20 protein-coding genes are annotated in these 22,639 nt (G+C 51.7%); 13 read left to right on the top strand and 7 right to left on the bottom strand.

Annotated features, from left to right (window positions below):
• Positions 1–13 precede the first annotated feature (13 nt).
• The 4 genes from katG to metB all read right to left on the bottom strand — a co-directional run bounded on the left by katG (position 14) and on the right by metB (position 7,152).
• Positions 14–2,194 (bottom strand): catalase/peroxidase HPI, encoded by a 2,181-nt coding sequence (gene katG, locus LVQ77_RS20350; RefSeq protein ID WP_232905354.1) that lies wholly within the window; start codon positions 2,192–2,194, stop codon positions 14–16.
• 243 nt (positions 2,195–2,437) lie between these two features.
• Positions 2,438–3,328, bottom strand: coding sequence for a methylenetetrahydrofolate reductase (gene metF, locus LVQ77_RS20345; RefSeq protein ID WP_232905353.1), 891 nt, complete (start codon positions 3,326–3,328; stop codon positions 2,438–2,440).
• A 228-nt stretch (positions 3,329–3,556) separates the two neighbouring features.
• Positions 3,557–5,989 carry a bifunctional aspartate kinase/homoserine dehydrogenase II gene (locus LVQ77_RS20340; protein WP_232905352.1) on the bottom strand — a complete coding sequence of 811 codons (2,433 nt, stop codon included), beginning with the start codon at positions 5,987–5,989 and terminating at the stop codon, positions 3,557–3,559.
• A gap of 2 nt (positions 5,990–5,991) precedes the next feature.
• Positions 5,992–7,152 carry a cystathionine gamma-synthase gene (metB, locus tag LVQ77_RS20335; protein ID WP_134187637.1) on the bottom strand — a complete coding sequence of 387 codons (1,161 nt, stop codon included), beginning with the start codon at positions 7,150–7,152 and terminating at the stop codon, positions 5,992–5,994.
• Between the two features lie 263 nt (positions 7,153–7,415).
• Here metB and metJ point away from each other — a divergent pair, with 263 nt between their 5' ends.
• Positions 7,416–7,733 (top strand): met regulon transcriptional regulator MetJ, encoded by a 318-nt coding sequence (gene metJ / locus LVQ77_RS20330; RefSeq protein WP_034461414.1) that lies wholly within the window; start codon positions 7,416–7,418, stop codon positions 7,731–7,733.
• Positions 7,734–7,924: 191 nt separating this feature from the next.
• Here the strand turns inward: metJ and rpmE are convergent, their stop codons facing one another.
• On the bottom strand, positions 7,925–8,140 hold the full coding sequence (rpmE, locus tag LVQ77_RS20325; protein ID WP_124022232.1) for a 50S ribosomal protein L31: 216 nt from the start codon (positions 8,138–8,140) through the stop codon (positions 7,925–7,927).
• Between the two features lie 208 nt (positions 8,141–8,348).
• Here rpmE and priA point away from each other — a divergent pair, with 208 nt between their 5' ends.
• From priA to rraA, 7 genes are all read left to right on the top strand, one after another.
• Positions 8,349–10,544 carry a primosomal protein N' gene (priA, locus tag LVQ77_RS20320; RefSeq protein ID WP_232866018.1) on the top strand — a complete coding sequence of 732 codons (2,196 nt, stop codon included), beginning with the start codon at positions 8,349–8,351 and terminating at the stop codon, positions 10,542–10,544.
• A 165-nt stretch (positions 10,545–10,709) separates the two neighbouring features.
• Positions 10,710–11,744: a DNA-binding transcriptional regulator CytR gene (gene cytR, locus LVQ77_RS20315; RefSeq protein WP_232905351.1), complete on the top strand. Its 1,035-nt coding sequence runs from the start codon at positions 10,710–10,712 to the stop codon at positions 11,742–11,744.
• Between the two features lie 89 nt (positions 11,745–11,833).
• Positions 11,834–12,817 (top strand): cell division protein FtsN, encoded by a 984-nt coding sequence (gene ftsN / locus LVQ77_RS20310; RefSeq protein ID WP_232866017.1) that lies wholly within the window; start codon positions 11,834–11,836, stop codon positions 12,815–12,817.
• Positions 12,818–12,907: 90 nt separating this feature from the next.
• Positions 12,908–13,438 carry an ATP-dependent protease subunit HslV gene (gene hslV, locus LVQ77_RS20305; protein WP_232866016.1) on the top strand — a complete coding sequence of 177 codons (531 nt, stop codon included), beginning with the start codon at positions 12,908–12,910 and terminating at the stop codon, positions 13,436–13,438.
• Between the two features lie 9 nt (positions 13,439–13,447).
• Entirely contained in the window at positions 13,448–14,782 is a 1,335-nt protein-coding gene (hslU, locus tag LVQ77_RS20300; RefSeq protein ID WP_151995365.1) for an ATP-dependent protease ATPase subunit HslU, read from the top strand.
• Positions 14,783–14,858: 76 nt separating this feature from the next.
• Positions 14,859–15,788: a 1,4-dihydroxy-2-naphthoate polyprenyltransferase gene (gene menA / locus LVQ77_RS20295; protein ID WP_151995366.1), complete on the top strand. Its 930-nt coding sequence runs from the start codon at positions 14,859–14,861 to the stop codon at positions 15,786–15,788.
• A 92-nt stretch (positions 15,789–15,880) separates the two neighbouring features.
• Complete coding sequence (rraA, locus tag LVQ77_RS20290; protein WP_120066734.1) at positions 15,881–16,366, top strand: ribonuclease E activity regulator RraA; 486 nt, start codon at positions 15,881–15,883, stop codon at positions 16,364–16,366.
• Positions 16,367–16,411: 45 nt separating this feature from the next.
• Here the strand turns inward: rraA and zapB are convergent, their stop codons facing one another.
• Positions 16,412–16,651: a septal ring assembly protein ZapB gene (gene zapB / locus LVQ77_RS20285; protein ID WP_034461423.1), complete on the bottom strand. Its 240-nt coding sequence runs from the start codon at positions 16,649–16,651 to the stop codon at positions 16,412–16,414.
• Positions 16,652–17,095: 444 nt separating this feature from the next.
• Between zapB and LVQ77_RS20280 the strand changes: the two genes are divergently transcribed.
• From LVQ77_RS20280 to fpr, 4 genes are all read left to right on the top strand, one after another.
• Positions 17,096–17,947 carry an MIP/aquaporin family protein gene (locus LVQ77_RS20280; RefSeq protein WP_232866015.1) on the top strand — a complete coding sequence of 284 codons (852 nt, stop codon included), beginning with the start codon at positions 17,096–17,098 and terminating at the stop codon, positions 17,945–17,947.
• A gap of 21 nt (positions 17,948–17,968) precedes the next feature.
• Positions 17,969–19,483 carry a glycerol kinase GlpK gene (gene glpK / locus LVQ77_RS20275; protein ID WP_064515068.1) on the top strand — a complete coding sequence of 505 codons (1,515 nt, stop codon included), beginning with the start codon at positions 17,969–17,971 and terminating at the stop codon, positions 19,481–19,483.
• A gap of 95 nt (positions 19,484–19,578) precedes the next feature.
• Positions 19,579–20,589 carry a class II fructose-bisphosphatase gene (gene glpX / locus LVQ77_RS20270; RefSeq protein ID WP_064515066.1) on the top strand — a complete coding sequence of 337 codons (1,011 nt, stop codon included), beginning with the start codon at positions 19,579–19,581 and terminating at the stop codon, positions 20,587–20,589.
• Between the two features lie 101 nt (positions 20,590–20,690).
• Positions 20,691–21,437: a ferredoxin--NADP(+) reductase gene (gene fpr, locus LVQ77_RS20265; protein ID WP_154154153.1), complete on the top strand. Its 747-nt coding sequence runs from the start codon at positions 20,691–20,693 to the stop codon at positions 21,435–21,437.
• A gap of 2 nt (positions 21,438–21,439) precedes the next feature.
• On the opposite strand, the gene LVQ77_RS20260 is transcribed toward fpr, so the two are convergent.
• Positions 21,440–21,859: a DUF805 domain-containing protein gene (locus LVQ77_RS20260; protein ID WP_034461428.1), complete on the bottom strand. Its 420-nt coding sequence runs from the start codon at positions 21,857–21,859 to the stop codon at positions 21,440–21,442.
• 147 nt (positions 21,860–22,006) lie between these two features.
• Here LVQ77_RS20260 and LVQ77_RS20255 point away from each other — a divergent pair, with 147 nt between their 5' ends.
• Entirely contained in the window at positions 22,007–22,573 is a 567-nt protein-coding gene (locus tag LVQ77_RS20255) for a DUF1454 family protein (protein WP_370645071.1), read from the top strand.
• The last annotated feature ends 66 nt before the right edge of the window (positions 22,574–22,639 follow it).

Below are 22,639 nucleotides of genomic sequence, written 5' to 3'. Positions count from 1 at the left end.
GATTAAAGCAAGCTTACTTCAGGTCGAAGCGATCCAGATTCATCACTTTCACCCATGCCGCCACGAAGTCTTTCACAAACTTCTCTTTAGCATCACCGCAGGCATAAACTTCCGCCAGTGCACGCAGCACAGAGTTGGAACCGAAGACCAGATCCGCGCGTGTCGCTGTCTGCTTCACTTCGCCAGTTTGACGGCAGCGGCCTTCAAACAGTTCTGAAGAGTCATCAGTCGCCTTCCATTCCGTGCCCATATCCAGCAGATTGACAAAGAAATCGTTACTGAGCACACCTAAACGCTCGGTGAATACGCCATGCTTGCCGCCATCAAAATTCGCACCCAGCACACGCATACCACCAACCAACACGGTGAGTTCCGGTGCGGTCAGAGTCAGTTGCTGTGCTTTATCAATCAGCAGGGATTCTGTTGTCGCCGCATCCACACGAGCACGGTAGTTACGGAACCCATCGGCTGCAGGCTCCATCAGGTTGAACATCTCGATATCGGTCTGATCCTGGCTGGCATCAACACGCCCAGGAATAAACGGCACGCGAACGCTGATACCAGCCGCTTCCGCCGCCTGTTCAACACCCACAACACCCGCCAGCACGATGATATCGGCCAGCGACGCTTTACCAGACGCTTTCTGAATGGCTTCCAGCGCAGGCAATGCACGAACCGCTAAAGCATTCACATCCCAGTTGCGCTGAGGTGCCAGTGCCAGGCGCGCACCATTGGCTCCGCCACGTTTATCGCCGCCACGGAAAGTCGACGCCGACGCCCAGGCTACAGAAATCAATTCACTGACAGAAAGGCCAGAATGGGCAATTTCTGCTTTCAGGTGATCAATATCAGCAGGCGTTGGGCTGAATGTCGCTTTCGGCAACGGGTCCTGCCAAATCAGTTCTTCTTTTGGCACTTCCGGGCCGATGTAACGCGCAATTGGCCCCATATCGCGGTGGGTCAATTTGAACCATGCGCGAGCAAAAGCTTCATTGAAAGCTTGTGGATCATTGAGGAAGCGACGGGAAATTTTCTCGAATTCCGGATCGAAACGCAGCGTCAGGTCGGTGACCAACATTGTCGGTTTACGTTTTTTCGATGGATCAAACGGATCGGGAATAATTTCAGGTGCATCGATCGCTTCAAACTGAATTGCACCAGCAGGGCTGCGTGTCTGTACCCATTCAAATTTGAACAAGTTCTCGAAGAAGTAATTACTCCACTGGGTTGGCGTTTGTGACCAGACAACTTCCAGGCCAGATGTAATTGCATCAGCACCTGCACCACTGCCGTAGCTGCTCGTCCAGCCTAAGCCTTGGGCTTCAATCGGTGCAGCTTCTGGATCAACACCCACATGGGTTGCCTCCGCCGCACCATGGGTTTTGCCCAACGTATGACCGCCAGCGATAAGCGCTACAGTCTCTTCGTCGTTCATACCCATATTGCCGAAAGTAGCACGAATGGCAGCAGCGGCAGAGAGTGGTTCACCGCTGGCGTTTGGCCCTTCAGGGTTAACATAAATCAGCCCCATCTCGGTCGCGGCCAATGGACGTTTAGCAAGTGCCTCCGGGTCGCGATGTTCCAACCAGGCTTTTTCATTACCCCAGTTCACATCCAGATCTGGCTCCCAAACATCTTCACGTCCGGCACCAAAACCAAAGGTGCGGAAGCCGGAGTTTTCCAGTGCTACGTTCCCCGCCAGTATAAACAGGTCAGCCCAGGATATTTTCTGGCCGTATTTTTGTTTGATAGGCCATAGCAGGCGGCGAGCTTTATCAAGGCTTACGTTATCTGGCCAGGAGTTAAGTGGAGCAAAGCGTTGCTGACCACGACCTGCACCACCACGTCCGTCCAGGGAACGGTAAGTGCCGGCACCATGCCAGGCCATACGAATAAATAGCCCGGCGTAGCTGCCCCAATCGGCAGGCCACCATGGCTGGGAATCAGTTAGTAATGCTTTTAGGTCGCCTTTCAGCGCGGAATAATCGAGTTTGCTGAATTCTTTGCGGTAATCAAAATCTTCGCCGAGGGGGTTAGAGCGGTTTGAATGCTGATTGAGGAGATCAACACGGAGTTGTTTCGGCCACCAGTCCCGCGTGCTTGTTCCGGCTCCTGCACTCACATCATGACTGCCCTGATGAAACGGGCACTTCCCTGCGGACAACGTATTATGATCGTTTTCGTTTGTGCTCATCTTCCTGCTCCCTTCACTATTTTAATACCAGGATATACAGCTCTGTAGATAAGTTATAGATGAAAAAAACTACAGATTTGATAGTTATTTCCTGCTGGCTAATGAGCAACATAGCAAAAGTCTTCCGAAGAAACGTCGACAGCAACATAAACTTTCAAAACTTAACATTAGAAATGAAAGGGGTATTTGGAGGAGGAGTGGAACCAGGGGGGATGTAACGGCCCTTGCGGGCCATTGATTGCATTAAACTAACGGGCGAACACCCAGCGTGTGGCAAATTGCATAGCTCATTTCAGCACGGTTAAGCGTATAGAAATGGAAGTCTTTCACGCCTTCACGGCTGAGGATTTTCACCATATCCATCGCAATATTGGCACCGACCATTTTGCGAGTTTCTGCGTCGTTATCCAACCCTTCAAACATTTGTGCCATCCAGTGCGGAACACGCACGTTGGTCATGGTCGCGAACTTATGCGCCTGTTTGTAGTTACTCACTGGCAAAATGCCTGGCACGATTTCGACATCGATACCCGCAGCGGCGCAACGGTCACGGAAGCGCAGGTAACTTTCCACATCGAAGAAGAACTGTGTGATTGCGCGGTTTGCACCAGCATCAATCTTGCGCTTCAGGTTAATCAAATCAGCCTGTGCACTTTTCGCTTCCGGGTGAACTTCCGGGTAAGCCGCGACGGAAATATCAAAGTCACCAACATCTTTAAGCAGTGTGACCAGATCAGAAGCATACATATCTGGCTTGCCACCACCTGGAGGTAAGTCACCGCGCAGAGCGACGATATGACGGATACCGCTATTCCAGTAATCCTGCGCAATAGTACGTAACTCATCGGGAGTGGCATCAATACAAGTCAGATGCGGCGCAGCTTCCAGACCTGTACGGTCTTTAATACCTTTGATGATGCTATGGGTACGGTCACGCTCACCGGAGTTTGCGCCGTAAGTTACGGAGACAAATTTAGGTTTCAGGCTACTCAGTCGATCAATTGAGCTCCACAGGGCCTGTTCCATTTCACTGGTGCGCGGCGGGAAAAACTCAAAGGAAACGTTAATTTGCCCGGCGACTTCGGCCAGACTCTGATTTAGTGCTTCCCGCTGGTTGGCGTGAAAAAAGCTCATACCCTTACCTCATTAATCGCATTTTATTATGTGATGTTGTGTTTTGTTGCTATCCAGACGTTTAGACGTCCAGATAGCAAGATGAATGAAAAGCATGATTCCGTCAACTGAAAATTCAACACAAGAAATGAGGAATTCTCACCCAAATTGAATTTTCCTCATATTCGATTAAAAAGAATAAAAAAAGGCCAGCAATAGCTGGCCTCGATATTTTTGTGTTTCAGCGAGTTATAGCAATTGCGCCAGGCGATTGAGATCCGACTGGATAGCGCCAGCTGTTACGTCACGACCAGCACCTGGCCCACGGATAACCAGCGGGTTATCGCGATACCAACGGCTTTCGATAGCGAACACGTTGTCGCACGGTAGCAGCGAAGCCAGTGGATGCTCGGTGCGCACAGCTTCCACACCGACACGCGCTTTACCATTCGCATCGAAACGTGCCACGTAACGCAGAACCAGACCCATTTCCTGAGCGGCTTCAAAACGCTGAAGCATCTGCTCATTCAACTCATCGCCATTTTCAAAGAAATGATCAATTGAGCCCGTTTCACTACCGTTTGTTACCAGCGACTCAACACGAACCTGATCCGGTTCGATGTCGTAACCCGCTTCGCGAGCAAGGATCACCAGTTTGCGCATCACGTCTTTCCCGGAGAGATCGACGCGTGGATCGGGTTCCGTTAGCCCTTGCTGCCAGGCCTGGTCCACCAGCTCGGTAAATGGCACGGTGCCATCGAATTGCAGGAACAGCCATGAAAGCGTACCGGAGAAAATACCGCTGATAGCCAGAATGGAGTCGCCGCTCTCGCGTAGATCACGAACGGTATGGTTTACCGGCAAGCCAGCGCCCACGGTGGCGTTATACAGCCAGTGGCGACCTGTTTTGGTAAAAGCATTACGAATTTCACGGTACTTCTGGCCATTACTGGCGCCCGCAAGTTTATTGGCGCTGATAACGTGGAAACCGTGGCTGGCAAAATCGAGGTATTGATCGGCCAGTTGTTCACTCGCAGTCACATCCAGAACCACCAAATCATCATAAGGATGCGCGCGCATCCATTGGAATAGTGATTCTTCATCTTGCTCGACGGCTTCGTCGTTAAAGAAAGCGAGAGCACGGCTGGCATCCAGACCTTCATAATTCAACAAGCTGCGGCTGCTATCTACAACGCCTGAAAGCACGAATTCAAAACCGGTTCGTGCAGAGATAGTTTCTTGCTCGCGTGCAAACAGCTCCAGCCAGCGTGAACCAATGTTACCTTTGCCGAACAGAACCAGACCAATACGTTTTTCAGCACGGAACAGTGACTTATGCAGACCCTTAATGAGGTTTTCTGTTGGGCCAACACGTAGTACCGCAACCAGGCTGATACCATCTTCGGACTGCCAGATAAACTCAACAGGCTGATCTTTCAGCTGCTGCCAGAAACGGTGGCTGTGCAGTGGGTTACGGCAAACGCCCGCGCCGACCATCGCCACCAGCGCCAGCCCTTCGCGCAGGCGTAATTCGCCCGGCAGGCCAGCGTTCTGCAGCGTTTGCAGCACGCTGCCAGCCACTTCTGAGGTATAGCAAAGCTGGAGCAGGTTGCGGTCGGGATGCACACCAACCGACAGCGGGCGAATCTGGGCGCGGTTTAAAAACGTATCCAGTTCTTTGTGCGCCAGTTTGAAATCTTGCTGCGGGGAAACGTCGAGTTCAATCAGGCAAACATCATCGTGGCTGGTAACGATACGTGCACCGGTGCCGGAAGCCAGCACGCGCTCAATGCGCGTTGAGCCTTGCTCCGGTGAATAGCTACAACGCAGTTGCAGATCGATATCGCTACCGGAAACAGGCTGCAAAGTACGAGCGTGCAGCACTGGGGCGGCAAGACGGGCCAGTTCGCTGGCTTCATCCAGACGCAGCAGCGGCAGCAAGCAAGCATCTTTCACTTTACGTGGGTCAGCGCTGTAAACCCCGGCAACGTCACTCCAGATCGTCACGCGGGAAACCCCAGCCAGTGCACCAATTTGAGTTGCGGAATAGTCAGAACCGTTGCGGCCCAGCAGAACCGTTTCGCCCGCGTCGTTACGGCAGATAAAACCGGTAACCACGAGGCGTTTGTTCGGGTGCTGCGCCATCAGCTCTTGCAGCAGTGGCCAGGATAAACCTTCATTAACTTGTGGCTGGGCTGCACGTTCTGCGCGCATAAACTCGCGTGCATCCAACCATGCAGCCGGGTGACCTAACTGATTCAGCACCGCAGACATCAGGCGTGCAGACCAAATTTCACCATGGCCTACAACTTCGGAATATACTGCGTCGGTCATTTTGCCATCCAGCAAACCCGCCAGACGCTCAAGATCGTGAATAAATTGACCGATTAAAGCATCAGCAACATCAGGCGTAACCAGGCCACTAATCAACTCGCTCTGATAACGGCGCAGTGCTTGCTGAACCTGATGGGCAGAAAGGCGATCGCTTTGGCTTAATTTTAACCAGTTAATCAACTGGTTAGTTGTGCTACCCGCAGCGGAAACAACCATCATGTCGCCAGGTTTTGAATACTCGGCCATGATCCCCGCAACGCGCAGATAGCACTTCACATCTGCCAGACTACTGCCACCAAATTTATGCAGCTGACGACCCGACGCCCCTGCTGGTGCTGAAACACTCATGCTTACCCCTCGGCTGCAACCCGGAACGCATTTTCCAGGTCAGCAATTAAATCTTCGCTATCTTCAATGCCAGTCGAAATACGCAACAAGGTTTCAGAGATCCCCGCTGCAGCACGCGCTTCTGGCGCCATGCCCGCGTGGGTCATCGTCGCCGCGTGTGAAATCAAACTTTCTACTCCACCCAGCGATTCTGCCAGTGTGAAGAGAGTCAGGCTACTCAGGAAACGACGCAGCGTTTGCTCGTCGCCATTAAATTCAAAACTTAGCATCGCGCCAAAACCTTTTTGCTGACGAGCAGCAATTTCATGGCCCTGGTTTTCAGGCAGCGAAGGATGATACAGCTTTTTCACCAGCGGCTGAGTTTGCAGGAAATCAACAATCGCCTGTGCATTGCGTTGTGCCACTTCCATACGTGGTGAAAGCGTGCGCAAACCGCGCAATAGCAAATAACTATCAAAAGCACCGCCAGTCACGCCAATGTTATTTGCCCACCAGGCAAGCTCAGTGACAGTTTCGGCATCTTTCGCAATCACGACACCCGCAACAACATCTGAGTGACCATTCAGGTATTTAGTACATGAGTGCAGAACTAAATCCGCACCCAATGCCAGCGGGTTTTGCAAAGCCGGGCTCAAGAAGGTGTTATCCACCACACTAATTGCCCCTACTTCACGCGCGGCGGCGCAGATTTTCGCAATATCTACCACTCGTAACAAGGGATTACTTGGGCTTTCGACCAGCACGAGTTTTGGTTTTTCGTTAAGTGCCGCAGTTAAAGCCGCTTCATCTCCTTGATCGACAAACAAAACGCGATATGCGCCGCGCTTTGCCAGGCTATCAAACAAACGGTAGCTACCGCCGTAACAGTCATGCGGAGCCACTAACAGGTCTCCAGGCTTAAGGTAAACGGTGGTTACCAGATGGATTGCCGACATACCGGTATTCGTCAGCACTGCGCCCGCTCCGCCTTCCAGCTCTGCCAGTGCGCGCTGAACAACATCACGCGTAGGATTGCCACGACGCGAATAGTCATGCGCGCGCGGTTCGTTAAACCCGGTGAAATTATAAGTACTGGAGAGATGGATTGGCGGTACAACGCAGCCGTATTGCTCGTCATCGTTCAAACCGCTACGTACTGCGATAGTTGCCTGTTTGCGCGTCATGGCTCTCGAATCCTTGCTGGTCGAATAAAGGTCAGGTACCAGAGTAAACACTGCCGAGTTAGACGTCAATACATCTGGACATCTAAACTTCTTTGCGTATAGATTGAGCAAACACGCAATAGCCGTTAAAATTATACGCTTTAGGGTGATAGCGTCGCAGACCGCGAATCAATAAACGCTTACACTACGACCAGATAATCGCTTCTGCCGCGCATATTACCGGTGGAGGCCTAAATACATTGATTAAGAGGATTAAGTATCTCATGGCTGAATGGAGCGGCGAATATATCAGCCCTTACGCTGAGCACGGGAAGAAGAGTGAGCAAGTAAAAAAAATTACGGTGTCCATTCCTCTGAAGGTGTTAAAAATCCTCACCGATGAGCGTACCCGTCGCCAGGTGAATAACCTGCGTCACGCAACAAACAGTGAGCTCCTGTGTGAAGCATTCCTACATGCGTTTACCGGCCAGCCACTGCCAAATGATGCAGATCTGCGCAAAGAGCGTAGTGATGAAATTCCTGAAGCGGCGAAAGTGATTATGCGCGAGCTGGGGATCGATCCAGAGACGTGGGAATACTAATTACAGGAATTATCCTTATTCCCTATAGCATTCGAGTCGTAGGTAGGCGGCAAGGGAGCAAATCCCCGGGAGCTTACTGAAATAAGTGACTGGGGTGAGTGAGTGCAGCCAACACCCCTACGGCTTGAATGATGACGGGAATAACAAAAAAGGCGCCGTTAGGCGCCTTTCTCTTACTACCGTGCAGCGAATTACTTCTTCGCGCCTGGAACGCTGAAACGCTTGTTGAAGCGGTCAACGCGGCCACCGGTAGCAACATCACGCTGCTTGCCAGTGTAGAACGGGTGGCATTCGCCACAAACGTCCAGGTTCAGATCATGACCCACGGTAGAGCGAATCTTGATAGAATTACCGCAAGAGCAGTTTGCAGTAACTTCTGCGTAGTTCGGGTGAATATTCTTTTTCATGGAAAACCTCAGTATAAGGCCGCGTCGCTCTTCCAGCCCTAACGCCAGACACCACGCGAAGTTGATAGATTAGGTTTTTTGATACCAAAAACTGCGCATCAAAGGCGGCGAATCATACAGAACCCCGCCAGCGTATGCAAACTGATCCGCATTTTCTGGAACACACAGTGTACACTATCTCGTCATTTTTATCAGTTCGGAAATATTAATGCCTGTCGCCCACGTTGCTTTACCGGTTCCCCTTGCCCGTACTTTTGACTATCTCATTCCCGCTGGAATGCAGGTGGCATTAGGCTGTCGCGTCACGGTGCCGTTTGGTAAACGCCAGGCTGTCGGGATCGTTGTCTCGGTTAGCGAGCACAGCGAATTGCCGCTAAAAGATCTAAAACCGGTGGCAGACGTTCTGGATGGCGCTTCGTTGTTTCCAGATTCGCTATGGCGCGTTCTGCTGTGGGCGGCCGAGTATTATCATCATCCCATCGGCGATGTGCTTTTCCATGCGCTGCCTGGTTTGCTGCGCGAAGGAAAACCCGCGCACCACGCGCCGTTGTGGTACTGGTTTGCCACCGAAGAAGGCAAAGCGGTTGATCTCAACAGCCTGAAACGCGCCCCTAAACAACAACAAGCGCTGGCAGCGGTACGGCAAAATATCATCTGGCGTCACCAGGTGAGCGAAATGGAAATCAGCGAGCCTGGGTTACAAGCGCTGCGGGCCAAAGGTTTATGTGACCTGAAAAGTGCCGCCCCTGCGACGACGGACTGGCGCGATAGCTATTCCGTTGAAGGCGAGCGTTTACGCCTGAACACCGAGCAGGCCACCGCCATTGGGGCCATTCATAGTTCTGTCGACAATTTCGCCGTCTGGCTGCTGGCGGGGATTACCGGCTCGGGCAAAACGGAAGTTTATCTTAGCGTGTTGGAAAACGTGCTGGCACAAGGCAAACAAGCGCTGGTTCTGGTACCTGAAATTGGCCTGACGCCGCAAACCATCGCCCGTTTCCGTGAGCGTTTTAACGCGCCGGTCGAAGTGCTGCACTCCGGACTTAATGACAGTGAACGTCTTGCTGTGTGGTTAAAAGCCCGCAGCGGCGAAGCCGCGATTGTGATTGGCACCCGCTCGTCTCTGTTCACACCGTTTTGCCGACTTGGCGTCATTGTTATAGATGAAGAGCACGACAGCTCTTACAAGCAGCATGAAGGCTGGCGTTATCACGCTCGTGATTTAGCCGTGTACCGCGCACATGCGGAAGATATTCCCATCATCCTCGGCTCAGCAACCCCCGCCCTTGAAACATTGCACAATGTTCAACTGGGGAAATATCGCCAGCTACGCCTGACAAAACGCGCCGGTAATGCGCGCCCGGCAACACAGCAAGTGGTGGACTTAAAAGGCCAGCCACTGAAATCCGGCCTGGCGCCTGCGCTTATCAAAAAAATTGGCCAGCATCTTAAAGCTGACAACCAGGTGATCCTGTTTCTTAACCGCCGCGGGTTTGCTCCCGCTCTGCTGTGCCATGAATGCGGCTGGATAGCGGAGTGCCCGCGCTGCGACCACTACTACACCTATCATCAGGGCCAGCGTCATTTACGTTGCCACCATTGCGACAGCCAAAGAGCGATTCCCCAGCAATGTCCGCATTGTGGTTCCACCAACCTGGTTCCGGTTGGTATGGGAACAGAGCAGCTTGAGCACAGCCTTGAGCCTGAATTTCCGGGTGTGCCGATTTCGCGTATTGACCGCGACACCACCAGCCGTAAAGGCGCGCTTGAGCAGCAACTGGCGGAAGTCCATCGCGGCGGTGCTCGGATTCTGATTGGTACGCAGATGCTCGCAAAAGGGCATCACTTCCCGGATGTGACTCTGGTGGCTTTGCTGGATGTTGATGGCGCACTATTTTCTGCCGATTTCCGTGCAGCGGAGCGTTTTGCACAGCTTTATGTCCAGGTGTCTGGCCGCGCAGGGCGCGCCGGTAAACAAGGCGAAGTTATGCTGCAAACTCACCATCCTGACCATCCTTTATTACAAACGCTGCTCACCAAAGGTTATGACGACTTCGCAAGCCAGGCACTGAAAGAGCGCCAGACGGTGTTCTTACCACCGTTTACCAGCCACATCATGTTCCGTGCAGAAGACCAAAATAACCATCAGGCGCCGCTCTTCTTGCAGCAGTTACGAAACCTGCTTGAGTCCAGCCCGTTACGAGATGATCAGCTCTGGGTTATGGGTCCGGTGCCATGCTTACAGCCTAAACGCGGTGGGCGTTTCCGTTGGCAAATTCTGCTGCAACACCCTTCGCGCGCACGCCTGCAACGACTGGTCAGTCATTCGTTGAAGCTGGTCAATACTTTACCGGAATCACGCAAAGTGAAGTGGACGCTGGATGTTGATCCAATTGACGGCTAGCACAAAGTCCTGTGGTTATGCGAAGCGGATCGAAAATTTCAACAACCATCACACTTTTAATGAAATAACTGTAACCAACGAACATCAATTTCTGCTAAGAATGTGGACATGGTCAGACACCACGGACGTTGTCAGCACCTGTACAGTGCACGCGAGGAGAAGAAGTTGAAGCCGAAGAATCAGGTTGCCAATGCAACCATGAAAGATGTTGCCGTTCAGGCGAAAGTCTCAACTGCAACGGTGTCCAGAGCATTAATGAACCCGGACAAAGTATCGCAAAGCACTCGTAATCGTGTGGAACAAGCGGCAATAGCCGTAGGTTATTTGCCCCACTCCCTGGGGCGAAATTTAAAGCGTAATGAATCACGCACCATTCTGGTTATTGTCCCGGATATCTGCGACCCCTTCTTTAGCGAAATCATCCGCGGTATCGAAGTGACGGCTGCCGAACAGGGCTACCTGGTGCTGATTGGCGATTGCGCCCACCAAAATCAGCAGGAAAAAACCTTCATTAATCTGATTATCACCAAGCAGATTGATGGCATGTTGTTGCTAGGCTCACGCCTTCCCTTTGATGCCAGTATTGAAGAACAACGCAATTTGCCGCCGATGGTAATGGCAAACGAATTTGCTCCTGAGCTGGAATTGCCTACGGTTCATATCGATAACCTGACTGCAGCGTTTAACGCCGTTTATTATTTACAGCAGCTCGGCCATCAAAAAATTGCCTGTATTGCTGGCCCGGAAGAGATGCCGCTTTGTCACTATCGCTTGCAGGGGTATGTCCAGGCATTACGTCGTACGGGGGCAGTAATCGATCCGCACTACATTGCGCGTGGTAACTTCACTTATGAAGCCGGTGCCGCTGCATTGTCGCAGCTGATGGCACTACCCAATCCGCCGACTGCGGTGTTCTGCCATAGCGATGTGATGGCGCTGGGCGCACTGTCTCAGGCCAGGCGAAATGGCTTACGAGTGCCGGAAGACTTATCGATTATGGGCTTTGATGACATCGCACTTTCACAGTTCTGTGACCCACCGCTCACCACCGTAGCGCAACCCCGTTTTGATATCGGGAGGGAAGCTATGCTGTTGTTATTGGATCAACTTAACGGGCACACCGTGAGTAGTGGTTCGCGTTTGCTGGACTGTGAACTCATTGAACGAGGCTCCACCAGCGCACCTGGCAGTAGAAAATGACCCGCTTTAGGACACTGGATTCTGGTCAAAGGGATATCCATTAAGTAACATGGCGGGCTGATAAACGAATAAAATATAGCGAATCAATAGTGGCACAACGAGATTATGTACGCCGCGGGCAATCGGCAGGTACGCGGCGTAAGAAAAGTAACACCCGCAGCAAGCAACGCAGCCTACCATCTGTCTCGCCGACAATGGTCGCAATTGCGGCCGCCGTTCTGGTGACCTTTATTGGTGCTCTCTACTTCATTACTCATCATAAAAAAGATGAAAGCGAAACCCTGCCTGGCCACAAAGTCACAGGAAATGGTCTGCCACCTAAACCGGAAGAGCGCTGGCGTTATATCAAAGAACTGGAAAATCGCCAGACGGGTGTGCGTGCCCCAACCGAACCTTCTGCCGGTGGTGAAGTGCAGAATAAAGATCAGCTCACCAGCGAACAGCGCCAGTTACTGGAACAGATGCAGGCCGATATGCGCCAGCAACCTACTCAGTTGAACGAAGTACCGTGGAATGAGCAAACGCCAGAACAGCGTCAGAGCACCTTACAGCGCCAAAAAATTATTCAGCAGCAAACGCAACAGCAGCAGTTCACCGCTCAACAAGTTGCCCCACAACCGCGTGCCGTTCAGCAGCAGTCGCAGCCTGTAACACAGCCACGTACCGTGCAGCAGCAACCGCGTACAACGACATCAAACGCGCAGCCTTATCAGGATTTGTTGCAAACGCCGCCGCATAATACTCAGCAGCGTGCAGCACAGCCTGAGACGCAGCCGAAAGCAGCGCCGATTACCCGTGAAGAAGTAGTCAAACAGGCTCCGGCACCTCAGGATAAGCCAAAGGATGAGAAACGCTGGATGGTACAGTGTGGCTCCTTCAAGGGTGCCGAACAGGCAGAAACTGTCCGTGCACAGCTTGCTTTCGAAGGTTTTGATTCACGCATCACGACCAACAATGGCTGGAACCGAGTCGTCATTGGCCCAATCAAGGGCAAAGAGAAAGCTGACGGTACGATCAATCAGCTGAAGATGGCAGGCCACTCTAACTGTATCCGTCTTGGCGCTGGGGGTTGAAACCCCCAAAATCCCCCCCATCTATAATTGCATTCGACCCCGATATAATGTCGGGGTACTTATTTAGCTGATGCAATAAGGGGTCTGCTCGTGACAACAATAGTAAGTGTGCGCCGTAACGGCCATGTCGTAATCGGTGGTGATGGTCAGGCCACGCTCGGCAACACCGTAATGAAAGGCAACGTCAAAAAAGTACGTCGTTTGTATAACGATAAAGTGATTGCTGGTTTTGCCGGCGGTACTGCGGATGCCTTTACCCTTTTCGAACTGTTTGAGCGCAAGCTAGAAATGCACCAGGGCCACCTGGTGAAAGCTGCGGTTGAACTGGCAAAAGACTGGCGTACCGATCGTATGCTGCGCAAACTCGAAGCGCTGCTTGCCGTCGCCGATGAAAATTCATCTCTTATCATCACCGGTAATGGTGACGTTATTCAGCCAGAAGATGACCTGATTGCAATTGGTTCCGGTGGCCCGTATGCCCAGGCAGCGGCACGCGCCCTTCTTGAAAATACCGAACTGGGTGCTCGTGACATCGTAGAGAAATCGCTGGGGATTGCCGGTGATATCTGCATCTACACCAACCATTTCCACACTATTGAAGAATTAGCGTCTAAGGCGTAAGGAATCCCCATGTCTGAAATGACTCCACGCGAAATTGTCAGCGAACTGAACAAACACATCATTGGCCAGGACAATGCCAAGCGTTCCGTGGCGATTGCGCTGCGTAACCGCTGGCGCCGTATGCAGCTTGATGAAGAGCTGCGTCATGAAGTTACGCCAAAAAACATTCTGATGATCGGCCCAACTGGCGTGGGTAAAACCGAAATCGCCCGTCGTCTGGCAAAACTTGCCAACGCACCGTTCATCAAAGTCGAAGCCACCAAATTCACCGAAGTGGGTTATGTTGGTAAAGAAGTTGATTCTATCATCCGCGATCTGACCGATTCTGCGATGAAAATGGTTCGCCTGCAATCCATCGAGAAAAACCGCTACCGTGCCGAAGAAATGGCCGAAGAGCGCATTCTTGATGTGCTGATCCCTCCTGCTAAGAACAACTGGGGTCAAAACGAAACGGCACCTGAGCCATCTACAGCGCGTCAGTCTTTCCGTAAAAAATTGCGTGAAGGCCAGTTAGACGATAAAGAAATTGAAATCGATCTGGCTGCGGCACCGATGGGCGTTGAGATCATGGCTCCTCCTGGCATGGAAGAAATGACCAGCCAGTTGCAGTCTATGTTCCAGAACCTGGGCGGCCAGAAGCAAAAACCACGCAAGCTGAAAATCAAAGAGGCGATGAAACTTCTGATTGAAGAAGAAGCCGCCAAGCTTGTGAACCCGGAAGAGTTGAAGCAAGACGCCATTGATGCCGTCGAGCAACACGGCATCGTGTTTATCGATGAGATCGACAAAATCTGTAAGCGTGGTGGCAACAGTTCCGGCCCGGACGTTTCCCGTGAAGGCGTTCAGCGTGACTTACTGCCGCTGGTTGAAGGCTGCACCGTTTCGACTAAACACGGTATGGTCAAAACTGACCACATCCTGTTTATCGCATCTGGCGCATTCCAGGTCGCAAGTCCGTCAGACCTGATCCCAGAATTGCAGGGTCGTCTGCCAATTCGTGTGGAACTTCAGGCACTGACTGTTGAAGATTTCGAGCGCATTCTGACTGAGCCAAACGCGTCTATCACCGTGCAGTACAAAGCGCTGCTAGGCACCGAAGGCGTGAATATCGACTTTACCGAAGACGGTATTCGCCGCATTGCTCAGGCCGCATGGCAAGTGAACGAGTCCACCGAAAACATCGGGGCGCGTCGTCTGCACACTGTGTTAGAACGCCTGGTTGAAGATATCTCTTACGATGCCAGCGAAATGAACGGCCAATCCATCCTGATTGACGGCGAATATGTCAGCAAACATCTGGATGAGTTGGTAGCAGATGAAGACTTGAGCCGTTTTATCCTATAATCCCGCTCAACGTATTTTCTTCATTTGAAATGGAGGGCTTATGCCCTCCATTTTTTTATATCTAACAGAGAGAACTATGAGCGAATCGCACTCTGTAAGCACGACTCAAGCCTGGCTTGAAAGCTTGCGCCCACGCACATTACCACTGGCATTTGCCTCTATCGTCTGTGGATCCGCGCTGGCTTTCTGGCAAGGCGTGTTCAACCCCGCTATTGCATTGCTGGCACTGCTGACTGCCGGGTTACTACAAATCCTCTCAAACCTGGCGAATGACTACGGTGATGCGGTAAAAGGCAGCGACAAAGAAGACAGAATCGGGCCATTGCGCGGCATGCAAAAAGGCGTGATTACCCAGGCGCAGATGAAAAAGGCGCTGATTATCACAGTGGTATTAATCTGCGTTTCTGGCCTGGCGCTGGTCGCGGTTGCTTGCCGTACGCTGGCAGATTTTCTCGGTTTCCTGGTGCTCGGTTTGCTGGCTATCATCGCGGCTATTACTTACACCGTCGGAACTCGTCCGTATGGTTACATGGGGCTTGGGGACATTTCAGTACTGGTCTTCTTTGGTTGGTTAAGTGTGGCTGGTACCTGGTATCTGCAGGCTCACGCTCTAGCACCGTTAGTGTTTTTACCCGCGACAGCTTGCGGATTACTGGCAACAGCTGTGCTGAACATCAATAACTTGCGCGATATCGACAGCGACCGTGAGAACGGTAAAAACACGCTGGCTGTGCGCCTGGGCCCAGTGCTTGCCCGTCGCTATCATGCTTGCCTGTTAATGGGGGCGCTGGCGTGCCTGGCGGTATTTAACCTGGTGTGGCTGCAAAGCCTCTGGGGATGGCTGTTTGTGCTTGCAGCACCACTACTGATTAAGCAGGCTCGTTTCGTACTGCGTGAGATGGAACCGGTCGCCATGCGCCCAATGCTCGAACGAACTGTTAAAGCTGCATTGCTGACTAACTTGTTGTTTGCGGTAGGAGTTGTGCTCAGTACGGTGTCGTTTTAGCTGACAAATATCAATTAACAATTGATGATTTTGCCAACAGTTGGGATTAAGCGATATACTGACAACTCATGCAGCAACAGAACCTTAATCCTATGAAATATGATACTTCCGAGCTTTGCGACATCTATCAGGAAGATGTCAACGTCGTTGAACCGCTGTTTTCCAACTTCGGTGGGCGGTCGTCCTTTGGCGGGCAAATCATCACGGTGAAATGTTTCGAGGACAACGGATTGTTGTATGATCTGCTCGAAAAAAATGGCCGTGGCCGAGTGCTGGTGATTGATGGTGGTGGTTCAGTTCGCCGTGCGTTGATTGACGCAGAACTTGCCCAACTGGCGACTCAAAACGAGTGGGAAGGCATTGTGGTATACGGTGCCGTGCGTCAGGTTGATGACCTGGAAGAACTGGATATTGGTATTCAGGCGATTGCCGCTATTCCTGTTGGTTCCGCAGGTGTTGGCGTTGGCGAAAGTGACGTGCGCGTTAACTTTGGCGGCGTGACATTCTTCTCCGGCGACCATCTGTATGCGGACAATACCGGCATTATCCTTTCCGAAGATCCCCTCGATATCGAATAACAAAACGGGCGCCCTGGGGCGCCCGTTCTTTTTCTAGCTTAAGTCTTACACTTCTTCCATCTTACCCAGCAGCGCATGCAGACGATCCTGCCAAACGTGCTGCTGTTCTTTCAGAGAATTGTTTTCGCGCACTAGTTCTTCATGGTTGCTCTGAGACTGCTGAACTTGCTGAGACAAATTATTGTTGGTCTCTTTCAGCTCTTCAATTTCCATTTGCAGCAGGGTAATGGTATCAATCGCCTGCTGTACTTTTGCTTCCAGTTTCTCAAACACTTCAAATGACATTTCTGAACCTCTTCTGAATTGCAAGGCGTTGATGGATTTCTAAATCCCCGTCCCGGATGTTCCCCGATGACACCTTATGAATATATGCGCTCCACGCAGCGTGTCTCGATTGTAAGTAGCGTGAGTAGCCGTGTCCAGCGAGTTCAAGCGCTCTTTGCATAACATAACGTTTTTCAGCATATGCCGAATGACCATGAGCGCTAAAATCACTATTTGTTAACCCATTGATTACTTCCATGAGCGTTTGCGTTGTCTTTTCTGGGTGATAATGCGCACACTTCAGCGCGAAATCGCTCATTTTTATGACGAACAACACAAATTTAAAGTTCGATATTTCTCGTTTATGTTCGTTAACGATAAATTAACACTATGCCTACATGGCACCTGCGCGGCAGGGAAGCCCGAACAAACAATAATCATTAATTTTGCCTTCAGGACCCTACTATGAGTCAGACAGCTCCATCAACCTTGAAAGGTCAGTGCATCGCCGAGTTCATGGGTACCGCGTTGTTGATTTTCTTTGGTGTCGGATGTGTCGCCGCCTTAAAAGTCGCGGGCGCAAGCTTCGGGCAGTGGGAAATCAGTATCATCTGGGGTTTGGGAGTAGCGATGGCTATCTACCTGACTGCAGGAGTTTCCGGTGCACATCTTAACCCGGCGGTGACTATCGCACTTTGCCTGTTCGCCTGCTTCGATAAACGTAAAGTGGTGCCGTTTATTCTTTCGCAAGTTGCAGGTGCGTTCTGTGCCGCAGCTTTGGTCTATGGCCTGTATTACAATTTATTCCTGGATTACGAGCAGACGCACCACATGGTACGCGGCAGTGTGGAAAGCCTGGATTTGGCAGGTATCTTCTCAACCTACCCTAACCCACACATCAATCTGGTGCAGGCTTTTGCCGTAGAGATGGTGATCACAGCCATTCTGATGGGGGTTATTCTGGCGCTGACTGACGATGGCAATGGCATCCCGCGTGGCCCATTAGCACCATTGCTGATTGGCTTACTGATTGCGGTAATCGGTGCTTCAATGGGGCCGTTGACCGGATTTGCGATGAATCCAGCACGTGACTTTGGCCCGAAACTTTTCGCCTGGTTAGCTGGCTGGGGCGACGTCGCCTTCACCGGTGGCCGCGATATTCCTTACTTCCTGGTGCCAGTATTTGGCCCGATTGTAGGCGCGGCGTTAGGTGCCTTTGGTTACCGTAAACTTATTGGCCACCATTTACCTTGTGATGTTTGTGTTGAAGATGAAGAAAAATCCAGCGCATCCACACAACAAAATGCTTCTTTGTAAGACTGACTTCAGGACAAAATTATGACCCACGAAAAAAAATATATTGTCGCACTCGATCAGGGTACAACCAGCTCCCGCGCCGTCGTCCTGGATCATGATGCCAACGTTGTTAGCGTTTCACAGCGCGAGTTTCAGCAAATCTATCCAAAAGCAGGATGGGTTGAACATGACCCAATGGAGATCTGGGCAACACAAAGCTCCACACTTGTAGAAGTGCTGGCTAAAGCGGACATTAACTCCGACCAAATCGCCGCCATTGGTATCACTAACCAGCGTGAAACCGCGATTGTCTGGGAAAAAGAGACCGGCAAACCAATTTATAACGCCATCGTCTGGCAGTGCCGTCGTACCGCAGAGATCTGCGAACAACTCAAACGCGACGGCCTGGAAGAGTACATCAAATCAGCAACCGGCCTGGTCGTTGACCCGTATTTCTCTGGTACCAAAGTGAAGTGGATTCTTGACCACGTTGAAGGCTCACGTGAGCGTGCTCGCCGTGGCGAATTGCTGTTTGGTACAGTCGATACCTGGCTTATCTGGAAAATGACTCAAGGGCGCGTGCACGTTACTGACTACACCAACGCCTCCCGTACCATGTTGTTTAACATCCACGATCTCACCTGGGATGACCGCATGCTCGAAGCGCTGGATATCCCACGTGAGATGCTGCCAGAAGTGCGTAAATCCTCCGAAGTTTACGGTCAGACTAACATCGGTGGTAAAGGCGGTACGCGTATTCCTATCGCTGGGATCGCCGGTGACCAGCAGGCGGCACTCTTCGGCCAGCTGTGCGTGAAGGAAGGGATGGCGAAAAACACTTACGGTACCGGCTGCTTTATGCTGATGAACACCGGTACGCAGGCGGTGAAATCGACTCACGGGTTGTTGACGACGATTGCTTGCGGCCCACGCGGTGAAGTGAACTATGCGCTGGAAGGTGCAGTATTCATGGGTGGCGCCTCTATCCAGTGGCTACGCGATGAGATGAAACTGATTAGCGACGCGACTGATTCCGAGTACTTTGCAACGAAAGTGAAAGACACCAACGGAGTATATGTCGTCCCTGCGTTTACCGGTCTGGGCGCTCCTTACTGGGACCCGTATGCCCGTGGCGCAATCTTCGGTCTGACTCGTGGCGTCAATGCAAACCATATTATCCGCGCAACACTTGAATCCATCGCTTACCAAACGCGTGATGTGCTGGAAGCGATGCAGGCTGACGCTGATATTCGCCTGCACGCTCTGCGCGTAGACGGCGGAGCTGTCGCAAATAACTTCCTGATGCAATTCCAGGCGGATATTTTAGGCACCCGCGTTGAGCGCCCGGAAGTGCGTGAAGTCACAGCGTTAGGTGCTGCTTATCTTGCAGGCCTGGCCGTTGGTTTCTGGCAGAATCTGGATGAAGTAAGCGAGAAAGCAGTTATCGAGAAAGAGTTCCGTCCGGGTATCGAAACAACCGAACGTAACGTCCGTTACGCTGGCTGGAAAAAAGCCGTTAAGCGTGCACTTGCGTGGGAAGACCACGACGAAAGTTAATTGCCTCCCCCTTCCCCTCTCCATGCCGAGAGGGGATCCCCCCTCCCCGCCTGTGCTAAACTCGGTCGCAATTCTGCTTCTTAAATGAGTGTGTGATGAGACGAGAACTTGCGATTGAATTTTCCCGCGTAACCGAAGCTGCAGCACTGGCTGGTTATAAATGGTTGGGCCGTGGCGATAAAAATACGGCGGATGGCGCAGCCGTTCACGCCATGCGTATCATGCTTAATCAGGTCAATATTGACGGCCAGATTGTGATTGGTGAAGGGGAAATCGACGAAGCGCCGATGCTCTACATTGGCGAAAAAGTCGGGACCGGCCAGGGCGACGCTGTAGATATCGCCGTTGACCCGATTGAAGGCACGCGCATGACGGCAATGGGCCAGGCCAACGCGCTGGCCGTTTTAGCAGTTGGCGATAAAGGCAGTTTCCTGAACGCACCTGACATGTACATGGAAAAACTGATTGTTGGCCCTGGTGCTAAAGGCATTATCGACCTCAATCTGCCGTTGGCTGAAAACCTCTATAACATTGCTGTTGCACTCAACAAACCGCTGAGTGAACTCACTGTGACCATTCTCGCCAAACCGCGCCACGACGCCACCATTGCTGAACTGCAAAAACTTGGCGTGCGTGTTTTCGCCATCCCTGATGGTGATGTTGCGGCATCCATTCTGACCTGCATGCCAGATAGCGAAGTCGATGTAATGTACGGTATCGGCGGCGCACCTGAGGGCGTGATTTCCGCAGCCGTTATTCGCGCGTTGGATGGCGACATGCAAGGCCGCCTGTTGGCCCGCCACCACGTTAAAGGCGATAGCGAAGAAAACCGTGTGATGGGTGAGAAAGAGCTTGAGCGCTGCAAAGCGATGGGCATTGAAGCGGGTGTGGTATTGAAACTCGACGATATGGCGCGTAACGACAACGTGATTTTCTCCGCGACCGGTATCACCAAAGGTGATTTGCTGGACGGCATTACCCGTAAAGGGAATATGGCGACCACTGAAACACTGCTGATTCGTGGTAAATCGCGCACCATTCGCCGCATCAAATCTATTCACTATCTCGACCGCAAAGATCCAGACGTACAAACACATATTCTGTAAGACTGCCGTTTGTCTGAATGAGCTTTCCAGCTTTAACCGGCTGGAAATCTCACAGTTTTCTGGTGAAGATAGGGCAATAGACACAGAGGGGAATGAACATCATGGCGGAATGGGTCAAAGGTAAAGTCATCCAGATTGAAAACTGGACGGACGCTCTATTTAGTCTCACTGTGCATGCGCCTGTCGCCCCTTTCACCGCCGGGCAATTCACCAAGCTTGGGATGGAAATTGATGGCGAACGCGTGCAGCGCGCCTATTCCTACGTCAACGCGCCGAGCGACCCTAATCTTGAGTTTTATCTAGTCACGGTGCCTGAGGGCAAACTCAGCCCACGCCTGCATGCTCTGCAACCCGGTGACGAAATTATGCTGGTGAGCGAAGCCGCGGGGTTCTTTGTCCTGGATGAAGTCCCGGATTGTCAGACTTTATGGATGCTGGCAACGGGTACCGCATTAGGCCCCTATCTTTCGATTTTGCAGGAAGGCAAAGACCTGGATCGTTTCGAGAATATCGTTTTGCTGCATGCCGTGCGTTATGCGCAAGACTTGAGTTATTTGCCATTGATGCAAAAACTTCAGCAGCAGTACGAAGGGAAATTGCGGATTCAGACCGTGGTGAGCCGGGAATCAATTCCGGGTTCATTGACCGGACGCGTGCCTGCACTTATCGAGAGCGGTGAACTGGAAGCGGCTGTAGGTCTGCCGATGAATACCGAAACTAGCCATGTGATGTTGTGCGGCAACCCGCAGATGGTACGTGATACGCAGCAGCTGCTGAAAGATACCCGGCAGATGACCAAACATTTGCGCCGCCGACCGGGCCATATGACAGCTGAACACTACTGGTAGTGTTAGCGGTACTTCACTTCGCTTGTATCTTTACCAAAGCGATTCTCACCCTGGGTGCCAACAAATGCACCCAGGTCCATAATGACCATCACAAGAATCAAGGTTGGGATAAAACGCCCAAGTCCCCACTGCGCTAATGTGCCGAATGTTTCCCAATTTCCGGCAAGCAACAGCCATGCCGGAATAAACAGTAGCGCCCACCAGCCTTTCTTATTGCGATCGTGCAGACGTTTCACAATCACAGCAGCAGTCGGGATCAAAGAACCCGATAAGAAGAAACCGGCGGTGGAATAAGGCATAATTTCAGCACCCGCGAGGGTGAAGAGAATGATCAGCGCGACTAACCAAACGCCAATCCAAATCCAGAAGTCACGGCGTCCAATACGTCCGTTAAAAGAGAACAGCCATTGCTGTATGGTCATGGTAAGGTCCATTTTATTGTTTAGCGCCGTAGTGTACCCTGGCTATGCCGGGTTTTGACAAGCCAACGGAATGCCGATTTAATCGGGAAGCAGAATTCACAGGAGAATTTGTCAATGAGACATCTGTTTGCAGCTCTGGCTTTACTGATGCTACCCGCCGCGGTGGTTTGGGCCGACCCGCCTTCAGATTCCGCTTCGACGCTACAAGCCGCGCCGTATTTACTGGCGGGTGCGCCAACGTTCGATATGAATATCACGCAGTTTCGGGAAAAGTTCACCGCAGAAAACCCGTCTTTGCCGATCAATGAATTCCGCGCTATCGACTCCAGCGCCGATGAAGTAAACCTGATGCGTGCTGCCAGCAAAATAAACGAAAATCTCTACGCATCTACTGCACTTGAGCGCGGTACGTTGAAAATAAAGTCGATGCAGATAACGTGGTTGCCGATTCAGGGCCCGGAGCAAAAAGCGGCGCGAGCGAAAGCTTCTGAATACATGTCAGCGCTGATTCGCACTTTTACCCCGTCGCTTTCAAAACCGCAAAGCGTGGCAAAACTCACCAAATTACTCAGCGATGGAAAGAACAAACGTTATTACGCGCAAACTGATGGCGCTATTCGCTATGTTGTTGCGGATAACGGTGAAAAGGGGCTTACCTTCGCAGTTGAACCGATTAAGCTAACGCTATCAGAGACACTGAACAACGGCGAATAAATGACAAAAAGCAAAGCCTTTAGTCTGTTGAGTCTCTATACTGTTTCACAGACCATGCTGCCTGAA

The sequence above is a fragment of the Buttiauxella cochleicola genome (assembly GCF_021282435.1).
Classification (GTDB): Bacteria; Pseudomonadota; Gammaproteobacteria; order Enterobacterales; family Enterobacteriaceae; genus Buttiauxella; species Buttiauxella massiliensis.
This window is presented reverse-complemented; position numbering and strand designations above follow the sequence as displayed.

Bases quoted from the DNA above. Each gene is read 5' to 3' on its own strand.
- rraA (WP_120066734.1), top strand. From the start codon at position 15,881: ATGAAATATGATACTTCCGAGCTTTGCGACATCTATCAGGAAGATGTC.
- metF (WP_232905353.1), bottom strand. From the start codon at position 3,328: ATGAGCTTTTTTCACGCCAACCAGCGGGAAGCACTAAATCAGAGTCTG.
- hslU (WP_151995365.1), top strand. From the start codon at position 13,448: ATGTCTGAAATGACTCCACGCGAAATTGTCAGCGAACTGAACAAACAC.
- LVQ77_RS20340 (WP_232905352.1), bottom strand. From the start codon at position 5,989: ATGAGTGTTTCAGCACCAGCAGGGGCGTCGGGTCGTCAGCTGCATAAA.
- LVQ77_RS20280 (WP_232866015.1), top strand. From the start codon at position 17,096: ATGAGTCAGACAGCTCCATCAACCTTGAAAGGTCAGTGCATCGCCGAG.
- priA (WP_232866018.1), top strand. From the start codon at position 8,349: ATGCCTGTCGCCCACGTTGCTTTACCGGTTCCCCTTGCCCGTACTTTT.
- glpK (WP_064515068.1), top strand. From the start codon at position 17,969: ATGACCCACGAAAAAAAATATATTGTCGCACTCGATCAGGGTACAACC.
- fpr (WP_154154153.1), top strand. From the start codon at position 20,691: ATGGCGGAATGGGTCAAAGGTAAAGTCATCCAGATTGAAAACTGGACG.
- zapB (WP_034461423.1), bottom strand. From the start codon at position 16,651: ATGTCATTTGAAGTGTTTGAGAAACTGGAAGCAAAAGTACAGCAGGCG.
- menA (WP_151995366.1), top strand. From the start codon at position 14,859: ATGAGCGAATCGCACTCTGTAAGCACGACTCAAGCCTGGCTTGAAAGC.
- metB (WP_134187637.1), bottom strand. From the start codon at position 7,152: ATGACGCGCAAACAGGCAACTATCGCAGTACGTAGCGGTTTGAACGAT.
- rpmE (WP_124022232.1), bottom strand. From the start codon at position 8,140: ATGAAAAAGAATATTCACCCGAACTACGCAGAAGTTACTGCAAACTGC.
- LVQ77_RS20260 (WP_034461428.1), bottom strand. From the start codon at position 21,859: ATGACCATACAGCAATGGCTGTTCTCTTTTAACGGACGTATTGGACGC.
- katG (WP_232905354.1), bottom strand. From the start codon at position 2,194: ATGAGCACAAACGAAAACGATCATAATACGTTGTCCGCAGGGAAGTGC.
- glpX (WP_064515066.1), top strand. From the start codon at position 19,579: ATGAGACGAGAACTTGCGATTGAATTTTCCCGCGTAACCGAAGCTGCA.
- LVQ77_RS20255 (WP_370645071.1), top strand. From the start codon at position 22,007: ATGCTACCCGCCGCGGTGGTTTGGGCCGACCCGCCTTCAGATTCCGCT.
- metJ (WP_034461414.1), top strand. From the start codon at position 7,416: ATGGCTGAATGGAGCGGCGAATATATCAGCCCTTACGCTGAGCACGGG.